Below are 12663 nucleotides of genomic sequence, written 5' to 3' on the forward strand. Positions count from 1 at the left end.
TCAGCCCTTGAAGACCTTCTCGGCGCCGGCCTGCCACTCCCGCAGGATCGCGTCGATCTGGTCCGGCTTGTCGATGAACTTGGTCAGCGCGGTGTCCGCGGTCGGCTGGAGCGCGTCGCTGGAGTCGCGGTTGAAGAACTGGGTCAGCTCCTTGGCCTCGTCCAGCATCGCCTTGCCCTTGGCCACCAGCGGCGAGTCGGACGCCTTGGCCTTGGGGTTGGCCGGCAGCACGATGCCGGAGCTGGCCTTGACGTACGCCTCCTGGGCCTCGACCCCGGCGAGGTAGCCGAGCAGGGCCCTGGCGCCGGTCGGGTTGGCGGTCTTCGCGCTGGCGAAGAAGCCGTCCGTCGGCGCCTCCTCGGCCAGCGGGACCGCCGGGTCGATGATCGGGAACCGGAAGAAGTCCAGGTCACCGAGGGCGTCCTTGGGCGCCGCGTCGGCGAAGAACGTGCCGATCAGGAACATGCCGGTCTTGCCGGCCAGCAGCGCGGTGGTCGCCTCCTGGAACGGGTACGCCTTGCCCTTGGGGTCGAAGTAGGGCAGGACCTCGCGCCAGCGGGTGAAGACCGCCTTGACCTTGGGGTCGTCGAAGCGCTGCTTGCCGGCGAGCAGCTCGCGGTGGAACGGCGCGCCGTTGATCCGGATGTTGAGGTAGTCGAACCAGGCCGAGGCCACCCACGGGGTGTCGCCGAGCCGATGCCGATCGGCGGAACGCCCTTGCTCTTCAGCGTCTCGCAGAGCGCCAGGAAGTCGGCCCAGGTCTTCGGCTCCTGCACGCCCCACTTGGCGAAGTTGGACTTGCGGTAGAAGAAGCCCCACCAGTAGTTGTTCATCGGCACGAAGATCTGCTTGCCGCTGGCGTCGGTGGAGAGGGTGCGCAGCGACTGCGGGTAGTCGCCGAGCGTCTTCCAGACGTCGGAGACGTCCAGCAGCAGGTTCTTGCTGGCGTAGTCGTTGGCGACCGAGCCCGCGTACCAGGTGTAGAGGTCCGGCGGGTTCGCCGAGGTCAGGTAGGTCGGCAGCTGGGTCCGGAAGGTCTCCGAGGCGATGGTGTTCAGGCTCGCCGTGCCCTTGCCCTGGGCGTTGAAGTTCGCGATCAGCTTCTCCATCGCCGCCTTGGCCTGCGGCGAGGAGAGGTTGGACTGGATCGTGACCGCGCCCGAGCCGCTGCTCGTCGCCGGTCCGCTGGCGGAGCTGGCGCACGCGCTGAGGAACGAGCTGGCGCCGAGCGCGCCCAGGCCGGCGAGCCCAAGGTGGCCAAGGAATCGCCGGCGACCGGGGTCGAAGTCGCTCACGAGGTATCCCTTCCTCTACGACACTCAGCGTCACCGCGCGATGTGTCGTCCATGTGAATGCTGTGACGAGAAGGTTGCATCGGCCGCCGCCGGCTGTCAAGATATCTTCGTAATTAATGGTTAGTTGAGATCAAGGCGAGGGTCAGGTGGATCAGCCTATGCGCCGGCTGGAAGGCAAGAACGCGCTGGTCACCGGTGCGATGGGTGGGATCGGCGCGGCCACCGCCCGGCGGCTCGTCGCCGAGGGAGCCGCCGTCACGCTCTTCGACGTGGCCGACCCGACCCCGCTGGCCGAGGAGTTGACCGCCAGCGGCGGTCGAGCACTGTCCGTAATGGGCGATGTCAGCGACGAGGCCGACTGGGCGACTGCCGTCGCCGCCACCCGGGACCACCTCGGCCCGGTCGACATCCTGGTCAGCACCGCGTACGCGGTGCGGGTCGCTGCGGCGCACGAGACCAGCCGACAGTCCTGGGACCACCAGCTCGGGGTCAGCCTGACCGGCTCCTTCCTCGGCGTCCGCGCCTGCCTGGACGACCTGCGGGCGCGCTCGGGCGCGGTGGTGCTGATCTCCTCGGTGCACGCGCTGGTCGGGCTGCCCGGCCGACCCGCGTACGCCGCGGCCAAGGGTGGCCTGGTCGCGCTCGGCCGCCAGCTCGCCGTGGAGTACGGCCCGCAGGTGCGGGTCAACACCGTGCTGCCCGGGCCGATCCTCACCGCCGCCTGGGCCGACGTGTCCGAAGAGGACCGGCGGCAGAGTGTCGCGGAGACCGTGGCCAAACGCTTCGGCACCCCGGACGAGGTGGCCGCGACGATCGCCTTCCTCGCCTCACCGGACGCCGCCTACGTCACCGGCGCGAGCCTCGTGGTGGACGGTGGCTGGACAGCGGTGAAAGCCTCGGCCTGAGAGATCGATACCGACCAGCGAAAAGGCCAGGAGCATTGGCACAGTACGCACGCCGCGGCATCCACGGGCAGACCGTCGAAGCGATCGCCCGTCGCATCCTCACCGGTGAGATCGCCGCCGGCGCGACCCTGAACCTCGTCGCGTTGCAGGAGGAGTTCGACGTCAGCCTGACCGCGCTCCGCGAGGCGCTGAAGGTCCTCTCCGCCAAGGGCATCGTCGACGCCCGGCAGAAGCGCGGCACCTTCGTCCGACCCCGGGCGGACTGGAACCTGCTCGACGGTGACGTGATCCGCTGGCAGTTCGCCGAGGGCACCGACCAGCGCTTGCTCGACCAGTTGCACGAGGTGCGCGCCATCATCGAGCCGGCCGCCGCACGACTGGCCGCCACCCGCGCCACCGACGACGACGTGGCCGCGCTGGACCGGGCCCTCACCGAGATGGCCGAGGCCGACGGGGACCCCGCCGCCGCCATCGCGGCCGACCTCGCCTTCCACCGTGCGCTGCTCGCCGCCACCCACAACGAGCTGTTGGAGCGGATGGAGGTGGTGATGGAGACCGGGCTCGCCGAACGGGACCGTCTGGTGCACGGCGGCACCGCGCACGACGACCCGGTGCCCAGCCACCGCGCGGTGGTCGACGCGCTACGCGAGCGGGACGAGACGGCGGCCGAGACCGCGATGCGTGAGTTGCTGGACAAGGCCGTCCGCGACGTCGAGAAGGCACGGGGACGAAGGGGCAGTCAGTGAAGATCGAGCGGATCGAGACCTTCCTGGTCGCGCCACGGTGGTTGTTCTGCCGGGTGGAGACCGACGACGGGCTGGTCGGGTGGGGTGAACCGGTGGTCGAGGGCCGCGCCGAGGTGGTGCGCAGCGCGGTCGAGGTGCTCTCCGAATACCTGATCGGCGCGGACCCGCTGCGGATCGAGCAGCACTGGCAGGTGCTCACCAAGGGTGGCTTCTACCGAGGAGGCCCGATCCTCTCCAGCGCGGTCGCCGGCCTCGACCAGGCACTCTGGGACATCGCCGGGCAGGCGTACGGCGCGCCGGTGCACGCGCTGCTCGGCGGGCCGGTCCGGGACCGGGTGCGGATCTACTCGTGGATCGGCGGCGACGAGCCCGACGAGGTGGCCGACGCCGCCGCCGCGCAGGCCGCCGCCGGTCTCACCGGGGTCAAGATGAACGCCTGCGGGCAGCTCTCGCCGATCCCCACCTCGGCCGAGGTGGACGCGATCATCGGTCGGGTCGCCGCCGCCCGCGAGGCGCTCGGCCCGGACCGGGACATCGCGCTGGACTTCCACGGCCGGGCCGGGCTGGCCGCGGTACGCCGGATCCTGCCCGAGCTGACCGCCCTGCGCCCCTTCTTCGTGGAGGAGCCGGTCCTGCCCGACCAGGCCCACCACCTGGGCGACATCGTGGCCAGCACGCCGATCCCGGTGGCCACCGGCGAACGGCTCTACGGCCGCTCCGAGTTTCTCGGCCCGTTGCGGGCCGGGGTCACGGTGGTCCAACCGGACCTGTCGCACGCCGGGGGGATCTCCGAGGTCCGCCGGATCGCCGCGCTGGCCGAGACGTACGGCGCGCTGCTCGCCCCGCACTGCCCACTCGGCCCGATCTCGCTGGCGGCCAGCCTCCAGGTGGCCTTCGCGACGCCGAACTTCCTGATCCAGGAGCAGAGCATCGGCATCCACTACAACGCCGGCTCGGAGTTGCTTGACTATCTGGTCGACCCGGAGCCGTTCCGGTTCGTGGACGGGCACATCGCCCGGTTCGACCGGCCCGGGTTGGGCATCACCGTCGACGAGGCAGCGGTCCGCAAGGCCGCCCAGACCCCACACGCCTGGCGCAACCCGGTCTGGCAGCACACCGACGGGTCGTTCGCCGAGTGGTGACCGGCGCGAAGCCGGTGGCGCTGCGGGTGGCGTACGACGCGGCGCACGGCGGACGGTGGACGAGCCTGCACGGCGGCGGTCGGGAGTGGCTCTGGCGTGGCCCGGAGCCCGGCCGGAACGAGGTACGCCCCGACGACGCGTTCGTCGACGCCGGCGGGCTGGAGGAGTGCCTGCCCACCGTGCGCGGCGAGCCGGACCACGGTGAGGTGTGGTCGCGGCCGTGGCGGAGCGCCGGCCCGGGAACCGTGGTCGTCGAGCGGCCGGCCTTCACGCTGAGCCGCCGGATCACCGACGACGGCGGCGTGGTGGTGGCCGACTACCGGCTCGCCGCCGACCCTGGGCACCGGTTCGTCTGGGCCGCGCACGCCCTGCTCGGCCTCTCCCCCGCCGCCCGTCTCGACGCGCCCACCGGCACCACCACCCGACTGCACCCGGAGGCCGCCGCGCTGCTACCGCCGGGCAGCTGGCCCACCGGCGAGCCCTGGCTGGCCGGGCCGTGGCCGGCCCCCGCCGGGCTGACCCTGGACACCTTCGGCCCGGACGACGGGACAGCGCTCGGCGCGGTGCTGCTGGACTGCCCTCGGGTCCAGGTGACCGACGGCGTCGACCGGCTGACCCTTGAGCTGGAGTGCGCCGACCAACCCCGCAGCACGGCCCTCTGGCGCAACCTGGGCGGCTGGCCGGCCGACGCCCCCTACCGCAGCATCGGCGTCGAACCGATGCTCGGTGCCGCCTTCGACCTGGCCGACGCCGGCCCCACCGACGCGGCGGTCGTGCCACCCGCCGGTGAGGTCACCTGGCGACTCACCATTTCCGCCCACCGCATCCACTGAGGACACCTGTGATGAACCTGCTCGACGAGCTGCGTACCCATCGGCTGTTGGCCATCGTGCGCGGCCCGGACCCGGCGGCGGCGCTGACCGCCGTGCTCACCCTGGCCGAGAGCGGCGTCGCGCTCGTCGAGATCTCGTTGACCAGCGCCGACGCGCTCGGCACCATCCGGCGGGCCCGGGCCACCCTCGGCCCGGACTTCGCCCTGGGGGCGGGCACCGTGCTCAGCGCCGAGGACGCCCACGCGGCGGCCGACGCGGGCGCGGGTTTCCTGGTCACCCCGGCGCTCGCGCCGAGTCTCGCCGAGGGCGGCCGGCTCGGGCTGCCGGTGCTCGCCGGTGCCCTCACCCCCACCGAGGTGGTGCAGGCCACCGGTGGCGGCGCCACCGCGGTCAAGCTGTTCCCGGCCTCCCTCGGCGGCCCCGACTACCTCGGCGCTCTGCGGGACCCGTTCCCCGGCACCCCGATCGTGCCGGTCGGCGGGGTCGACGCGACCGGCGCACGGCGCTACCTGGACCGGGGTGCGGTCGCGGTCGGTGTCGGTTCCCCGCTGCTCGGTGACGCCGTCCGGGGCGGCGACCCGGCGGCGCTGCGCGAGCGCGCCGCCGCCTTCCTCACGGCGGTCCGGCCGTGACCGACCTGCTCACGCTCGGCGAGACGATGGCGGCCTTCCGCACCACCGGCCCGCTGCGGCTGGGCGGCACCGCCGGGATCTCCGTCGCCGGGTCCGAGTCGAACGTGGCGATCGGCCTGGCCCGGCTCGGCCACCAGGCCGCCTGGGTCGGCGTCACCGGCGCCGACGAGCCCGGCGAGCTGGTCCGCCGCACGCTGCGCGCGGAAAATGTCGACCTCACCTGGTCCCGGGTCGACGCCACCGCCCCCACCGGGCTGATCCTCTTCGAGAATCGGGTCGCCGACATCAACCGGGTCACCTACCACCGCGCCGGGTCGGCCGGCTCCCGGCTGCGCCCGGAGGACGTGGCCGGCGCCTTCGACGCGGCCGGGCCACCACCCCGGCTGCTGCACGTCACCGGCATCACCTGCGCGCTGGGCGACGAGCCGTACCGGGCGGTGGTGGCGGCGGTGCGCCGCGCCCGGGCGGCGGGCAGCACCGTCTGCCTGGACGTCAACCACCGACAGCGGCTCTGGTCGGTGGCCGAGGCCGCCGCCGCGCTGCGACCCCTGCTGCCCTCGGTCGACCTGGTGATCGCCTCCGACGACGAGCTGGCTGTGCTGTCCGACGAGACCGACCCGGCCCGGGCGCTGCTCTCCGCCGGGGTGACCGAGGTCGTGGTCAAGCACGGGGCCGGCGGGGCGACCAGTCACCGCGCCACCGGCACCGTCCACCGTCCAGCCCGGACGGTGCCGGTGGTGGACACCGTCGGCGCGGGCGACGCCTTCGTGGCCGGGCTGCTCTCCGGCTGGCTCGACGGCGCGACCCGCCGGACCGCCTGGACCGGGCCGTCACCACCGGCGCGTTCGCGGTCGCCACCCGGGGCGACTGGGAGGGCCTGCCCGACCGGAACGAGTTGGCGCTGCTGGACCACGAGCCGGGCGGTACGGTCCGCTGACGATCCTTTGGAGGAGCACCATGGAGCTGACCGAACCGACCGTCTGGAGCAGCGACCGGCTTGAGCTGGGCGAAGGGCTGCGCTGGGTCGACGACCGCCTGGTCCTCGTCGACCTGCTGGCCGGACGACTGTTGGAGACCGACGGCGACGCCCCCGCCCCACTGCGCGAGGTGCGCCGTCTCGACGTACCGCTCGGCGCGGTCGCCCCGGTGGCCGGCCGACCCGGGGAGTGGCTGGCCGCCGCCGGGACCGGCGTCACGGTGCTGCCCGCCACCGGCGACGCCCGACCGGTCGCCGACCTGGTCGGTGCCGCACCCGAGCCCACCCGGATGAACGACGCGGTCGCCGACCCGCACGGCCACTTCTGGGCCGGCAGCATGACGTACGCGGCGGTGCCCGGCGAGGGCACGCTGTACCGGCTCACCCCGGGCGCGGCGCCGGTGCCCGCGGTGACCGGGCTGACCATCCCGAACGGGCCGGCGTTCGACGCCGCCGGCACCACCATGTACCTGGCCGACACGCCGCGCGGCGAGATCGACAGGTTCACCGTCGACCCCGCGACCGGGGCCCTGCACGGGCGGGAGCCGTTCCTGCGGCTGCCCGCCGCCGACGGCGGCCCGGACGGCATGACTGTCGACGCGGCCGGTCATCTCTGGATCGCGCTCTGGGGCGGCTCCGCGGTACGCCGCTACCGGCCGGACGGCACCCTCGACCGGGAAATCAGGCTGCCGGCCCAGCAGCCGGCCGGCATCTGCCTGGGCGGCCCCGGCCTGCGCAGACTCTTCATCGGCACCGCCAGGGTGGGGTTGGACCGGGCGGGCCCGGAGGACGGCGCGCTGCTCGCGGTGGACGTGCCGGTCCCCGGCCTGCCCGCCGCGCGTGCCGCCGCGCCGCTGGGCTGACGCCCGGGCACGTGGCCGACGACCCGGACCACGGCGAGGCATACCGGACCCCCGGGCGGGAATAGCCGGATCGGAGCGCGGCACCGAACCGACAGGGGAGCGACGATGAGCATGCTGGGACGGGCGTCATGAACGGGCCGGTCGGCGACGAGCCGGTTGGCGAGTTGGAGCTGGTGCACACCTTCACCGGCCCGATGCCGACCGGCGTGAGCGTCTCGCACCGGGGCCGGATCTTCGTCAACTTCCCGAAGTGGGGTGACGAGGTTCCGGCCACCGTGGTCGAGTTGCGCGACGGCCGCGAGGTGCCCTATCCCGACCAGGCGTGGAACGACCCGTCCGGCGACGACGACGCGGGCGCGTTCGTGTCCGTGCAGAGCATCGTGGTGGACCCGGCCGACCGGCTCTGGGTGCTGGACACCGGCAGCCCGATGTTCCAGCCCACCAGGCCGGGCGGCCCGAAGCTGGTCCGGATCGACCTGGAAACCGACACGGTGGCCCAGGTGATCACCTTTCCGGCGGACGTGGCACTGCCGACGACATACCTCAACGACGTCCGCTTTGACCTGCGGCGCGGCGAGGCCGGCGTCGCGTACATCACCGATTCGGCCTTGTCCGGGCCGAACGGGATCATCGTGGTGGACCTGGCCAGCGGGGCGTCCTGGCGACGGCTGCACGACCACCCGTCCACCAAGGCGGAGCCGCTGACGATGTTCCGGCCGGTGGTCGAGGGCCGACCGTTCCTCGAACGGCCGGCGGACGGGCCACCGAAGCCGGTGGCGATGGGCTCGGACGGCATCGCGATCTCCGCCGACGGCAGCCGGCTCTACTACTGCCCGCTGACGTCCCGACGCTGGTACAGCGTCTCCACCGAGGCGTTAGCCGACCCGGGCGTCACCCAGGAGGCGGCCGCCGCGACAGTGGTCGACGAGGGCGACAAGGGCACCGCGTCGGACGGGCTGGAGAGCGACGACGCGGGTCGGTTGTACATCACCTCCTACGAGCACAACGCGGTGCTGCGCCGGCTGCCGGACGGCGGGTACGAGACAGTGGTCCACGACCCGCGACTGCTCTGGCCGGACACCATGTCGTGGCCACCGACGGGCACCTCTACGTCACCGCCAACCAGCTGCACCGGCAGCCGCAGTACCAGCGGGGCCAGGACCTGCGGCGCAAGCCGTACGCGCTGTTCCGGACCCGGATCGACGCCGGCCCGGTGCTGCTGCGCCGCTGAGCCCGCGCCGCGTCGCCGACGCAATCTTGGACAGTTTCCGTTACCTGCTGACGGAAACTGTCCAAGATTGCCGGAGCGGAACCGTTTCGGCGTGTCGTGCGGGCACGCCAGCCGTCAGGCGACGGGCAGGGTGCGGTCCAGCAGGTCGAACAGGGCCGCCCAGTGGCGCTCGGTGGCCCGCTCGTCGTAGGCCGGGGTGTCGGCCATGGTGAAGCCGTGGTGCGCGCCCTCGTACACCTCGGAGCGGTAGCGCACCCCGGCGGCGTCGAGCGCCTTCTCCAGCGTGGCGATCTGCTCCGCTGTCATCGACTGGTCGGCGTCGGCGTGCCCGAAGTACACCTCGCCGGTGATCGAGCCGACGCCCAGGTGCGGGCTGTCCGGCGCGTCGGTGACGATCCGCCCGCCGTGGAAGCTGGCGATCGCCGCGATCCGGTCCGGGTGCGCCTCGATGGACCGCAGCGCGTTGGTGCCGCCCATGCAGTAACCGGTGATCACCACCGGGCCCGGCCGGACGTCGTCCCGGCTGGCCAGAAAGTCGAGGTAGGCGGCAGTGTCCCGACTGATCACGTCGGCGGTCAACGCGTGGATCAGCGGCATGGCCTTCGCGAAGAGGGCGGCCCGCCCGTCAGCCTCACCGAGGCGGGACAGGTCGAACAGCGGTGCCCGGCCGCCCCGGTAGAGCAGGTGCGGTGTCAGCACCAGGTAGCCCCGCGCGGCGATCCGCTCCGCCATCTCCACCAGGCGCGGGCGCGGCCCGATGGCGTCCATGAAGAGCAGCACCGCCGGGAACGGCCCGGCACCGTCCGGGCGGGTCAGTGACGCGTCCGCGATCCCGTCGTCGGTCGGGATGTCCACCGTCGTCGTCTGCACCGTGCCTCCTCGTCCGTCGATCTTGGTCTGTCCAGGACGCTACTCGCCATCCGGCCGCCCTGCTCGACACCCAGGGACCGCCGATCCCTGGACAAGCCCGCCCTGGGTGATCGTCGGTGGCCGACCCAGGCTTGCTCACGACCGTTGTGGGACACCGTCGACCTGGGGGTTGTCGTGCTCGACCTGACCGTTCCTGACCTGACCGGAAAGCTCGCCGTGGTGACTGGCGGCAGCGACGGCCTGGGCCTCGGCCTGGCCACCCGACTGGCACAGGCCGGTGCCGAGGTGGTGCTGCCGGTCCGCAACCCGGTCAAGGGCGCCGCCGCGCTCGACGTCGTCCGGGCCGCCGCGCCGGGTGCCACAGTGTCGACCCGGGACCTGGACCTCGCCTCGCTGGACTCGGTCGCCGCCCTGGCGGACACCCTGCTCGCCGAGGGCCGACCGATCCACCTGATGATCAACAACGCCGGGGTGATGACGCCACCCACCCGACACGCCACCGCCGAGGGCTTCGAACTCCAGTTCGGCACCAACCACCTCGGCCACTTCGCGCTGAACGGACGGCTGCTGCCACTGCTGCGCGCCGGACGGGCCCGGGTCACCACCATGTCCAGCAGCGCCGCCCGCTCCGGCCGGCTGGACTGGGACGACCTCCAGAGCGGCAACCGGTACGCGGCGATCCGCGCGTACAACGCGGCCAAGCTCGCCAACCTGCACTTCGGCCTGGAGCTGGACCGGCGCAGTCGGGCCGGCGGCTGGGGCATCGTCAGCAACGTCGCCCACCCGGGCACCACGATGACGAATTTGTACGCGTCCGGTCCCAACCTGGGTCGCCGCCGGCCCTCCCCGCACCACGCGGTGCTGAGTCGGCTGGCCCGGTGGGGTTTCCTGGTGCACTCGGTGCAGGCCGGGCTGCGCCCCGCCCTGTACGCGGCCACCAGCCCGCAGGCGCGGGGCGGCCGGTTCTACGGCCCGGACGGGCTGGGCCAGTTCACCGGGGCGCCGACCGAGTTGGCCGTCTACCGTTCCGCCCGGCGCACCGACGACGCCGCCCGGCTCTGGACCGTCTCGGAGCGGCTGGTGGGGGTCGAGTTTTCCGGCGGATGACCGGGCGGTCAGGCGCGGACGAAGCGCACCGCGTCGGCGATCACGTGGCCGTCGGTGTCCTCGGTGCGGATCAACACGCTCCCGTCGGTGCCCGCCGTGAACGGGTAGGTGCCCAGCGGCACCCACTGGGCCCCGGACTGCCGCTGGTCGACCGTCCGGGTGGCCACCCCGCCGGAGTACGCGATGTCCACCGGCACGTTGCTCGCCCGGTTCGGGTCCGCGGTCCAGCGCAGTTGCACGGTCCACGACCCGGACGCGGGCAGGGTCGGGCGGAACCGCAGCCGGTTGACCCCCTTGGCGGTGTTGCCGTCGTGCTCGTAGTCCGGGCCGTAGTAGCCGCCGACGCTGGTGCTGCGCAGCCACGTCCCGGCGCGGGTGATCCCGGTGGACGCCGCGTTGTCCAGGATGACCTCGCTTGTCGAGCCCCACTCCAGCACCGCGCCGTCCTGCCGCAGCCGGGCCTGGAGGGCGGGCACCGACACCGCCTGCACGGCGAGGTTGCCGGCGAGCGCCAGGGACGCCGCGGTGGCGGCGGCCTGCCCGAGGATCATGAACACCGGCTCCATCCGGATCGAGCCGTACGCGATGTGGCTCGCGGAGAGGCAGACCGGCACGATCAGGTTGGCGCACTGCGCCTGGTGCGGCACGATCGCCCGGTAGCTCACCGGGTACGGCTGCGGCACTCCGATCTGCACGTCCCCCTCGTTGCGGACCTTGCCGTCGACGATCACCCGCTGGCAGTTGTGCGAGTCCATCGTGTAACTCGCCAGGCCCACCGAGTCGCTGGCCCGCACCCGGCCCCGACAGTCGGCCTCGGTCATCACGTAGGCGGAGACCATCCGGCGGGCCTCACGGATGTAGAGCAGCGGCGGCCAGCCACCCGTGCTGGTGAACTCGTCCACCGGCAGGCCCCAGCGGGCGGTCGAGTCGCGGACCGACGCCGGCAGTCGGGGGTCGTTGGCCAGGAACCACATCAGCCCCTGCTGGTAGCTGCGGTGCTCGGCGATGATGCTCTCCCGCGCCGCCCAGCTCGCCGTCGGGTACGCGTGGTTGAAGCCGATGTGGTCGGTGGAGACCGCGCCGTTGTTGTTGGAGTCGGTCTTCCCGCCGCCGACCGAGTGGGTGGTGAAGTACGGCCCGGCGAAGCCCGCCTGGATGTGTCGCAGCAGCAGCTCGTAGTCGATCGGGTCGTAGTCGGACGGCCGGCCGAACGGGATGCGGTTGGCCGCCTGGGTCAGGCACATCCGGAAGCAGTACGCCTGGATCCGGTCGTCGCCGCTGCCCTGCGGGGCGAGTGGGGTGGCGGAGATCCCCGGCAGCAGGCCGCTGGCGGGCGACCCGGCCGTCACGTACGGGTCGACCGGGTAGCCGAACTGGTGGGTGTTGCGCGACTGCACCCCGTTGATCGTCTCGCCGTAGGTGGCGTTCGACTCCCGCCCGACGGTGAACCCGACGCCGGCCATGGCCAGCAGATCGCCCTCGTAGGTCGCGTCGACGAACACGCCACCCCGGTAGACCGAGCCGTCCTCGGTGCGCAGCTCGGTGATCCGGTTGCCGGTCCGGCCGAGACCGGCCAGCCGCGCGCCGACGACCACCGGCACACCCGCCTCGGCCAGCATTTCCGCGAAGACCTGGGTGGCGATGTGCGGTTCGAAGGTCATCCGCAGCGGCGAGGTCGGCGTGAGGGTTCCGCCGTGGTACTTCACGTACACCCGGCGGTAGAACTCGGCGGCCAGCCCGCCGATGGACGCCTGCACGCCGGTGTCGGTGGCGCCCAGCCCGGCGGTGCTCAGCCCGCCGACGTGGGCGGTGGGCTCGACCACCACCGCGGTGCGGCCGAGCCGACGCATGGCGATCGCGGCGGCCAGCCCGCCGGAGGTGGCGCCGTAGACGACCAGGTCGACGGTGGTGACGGCGGCCCAGGCGGGGCGGGACGGGCCGGTGAGCCCGGCCAGGACGAGGCCGGCGCCGCCGGCGGTCAGCAGTCGACGACGGGACAGGGGCAGAGACACGGCGAACTCCCGAGGGGTAACCGGAGGGGACGGTTACAGAAGCACGCCGCT

At 73.0% G+C, this 12663-nt stretch carries 11 protein-coding genes and 1 pseudogene; 9 read left to right on the top strand and 3 right to left on the bottom strand.

Annotated elements, in window-relative coordinates; translation table 11 throughout:
* Positions 1–1109, bottom strand: a pseudogene (locus JM949_RS36415) (ABC transporter substrate-binding protein).
* Positions 1110–1453: 344 nt separating this feature from the next.
* On the opposite strand from JM949_RS36415, the gene JM949_RS03595 reads away from it, so the two are divergent.
* The 8 genes from JM949_RS03595 to JM949_RS03630 all read left to right on the top strand — a co-directional run bounded on the left by JM949_RS03595 (position 1454) and on the right by JM949_RS03630 (position 8813).
* Positions 1454–2200 carry an SDR family NAD(P)-dependent oxidoreductase gene (locus JM949_RS03595; protein WP_203147028.1) on the top strand — a complete coding sequence of 249 codons (747 nt, stop codon included), beginning with the start codon at positions 1454–1456 and terminating at the stop codon, positions 2198–2200.
* 35 nt (positions 2201–2235) lie between these two features.
* The gene (locus tag JM949_RS03600; RefSeq protein WP_203147029.1) at positions 2236–2946 is read left to right on the top strand and encodes a FadR/GntR family transcriptional regulator; all 711 of its coding nucleotides are present in this window, start codon (positions 2236–2238) and stop codon (positions 2944–2946) included.
* Positions 2943–4088 (top strand): galactonate dehydratase, encoded by a 1146-nt coding sequence (gene dgoD / locus JM949_RS03605; protein WP_203147030.1) that lies wholly within the window; start codon positions 2943–2945, stop codon positions 4086–4088. Before JM949_RS03600 ends, dgoD begins: the two co-directional genes overlap by 4 nt.
* Entirely contained in the window at positions 4085–4921 is an 837-nt protein-coding gene (locus JM949_RS03610; protein ID WP_309231989.1) for an aldose epimerase family protein, read from the top strand. Before dgoD ends, JM949_RS03610 begins: the two co-directional genes overlap by 4 nt.
* 11 nt (positions 4922–4932) lie before the next feature.
* Complete coding sequence (locus tag JM949_RS03615; protein WP_203147032.1) at positions 4933–5553, top strand: bifunctional 4-hydroxy-2-oxoglutarate aldolase/2-dehydro-3-deoxy-phosphogluconate aldolase; 621 nt, start codon at positions 4933–4935, stop codon at positions 5551–5553.
* Positions 5550–6554, top strand: coding sequence for a sugar kinase (locus tag JM949_RS03620; RefSeq protein ID WP_309231990.1), 1005 nt, complete (start codon positions 5550–5552; stop codon positions 6552–6554). The genes JM949_RS03615 and JM949_RS03620 overlap by 4 nt, the downstream gene beginning before the upstream one ends.
* Positions 6511–7392 (top strand): SMP-30/gluconolactonase/LRE family protein, encoded by an 882-nt coding sequence (locus JM949_RS03625; protein WP_203147033.1) that lies wholly within the window; start codon positions 6511–6513, stop codon positions 7390–7392. The genes JM949_RS03620 and JM949_RS03625 overlap by 44 nt, the downstream gene beginning before the upstream one ends.
* A gap of 128 nt (positions 7393–7520) precedes the next feature.
* Positions 7521–8813, top strand: a complete 1293-nt coding sequence (locus tag JM949_RS03630; protein ID WP_238432520.1) for a major royal jelly family protein — start codon at positions 7521–7523, stop codon at positions 8811–8813.
* On the opposite strand, the gene JM949_RS03635 is transcribed toward JM949_RS03630, so the two are convergent.
* Complete coding sequence (locus JM949_RS03635) at positions 8738–9493, bottom strand: dienelactone hydrolase family protein (RefSeq protein ID WP_203147034.1); 756 nt, start codon at positions 9491–9493, stop codon at positions 8738–8740. The two genes, JM949_RS03630 and JM949_RS03635, sit on opposite strands and share 76 nt — an antisense overlap.
* A gap of 144 nt (positions 9494–9637) precedes the next feature.
* On the opposite strand from JM949_RS03635, the gene JM949_RS03640 reads away from it, so the two are divergent.
* Positions 9638–10600 carry an SDR family oxidoreductase gene (locus tag JM949_RS03640; RefSeq protein ID WP_238432521.1) on the top strand — a complete coding sequence of 321 codons (963 nt, stop codon included), beginning with the start codon at positions 9638–9640 and terminating at the stop codon, positions 10598–10600.
* Between the two features lie 8 nt (positions 10601–10608).
* Here JM949_RS03640 and JM949_RS03645 read toward each other — a convergent pair whose 3' ends face one another.
* The gene (locus JM949_RS03645; protein ID WP_203147035.1) at positions 10609–12612 is read right to left on the bottom strand and encodes an FAD-dependent oxidoreductase; all 2004 of its coding nucleotides are present in this window, start codon (positions 12610–12612) and stop codon (positions 10609–10611) included.
* Between the last annotated feature and the right edge of the window lie 51 nt (positions 12613–12663).

The sequence above is a fragment of the Micromonospora tarensis genome (assembly GCF_016803395.1).
GTDB lineage: Bacteria > Actinomycetota > Actinomycetes > Mycobacteriales > Micromonosporaceae > Micromonospora > Micromonospora tarensis.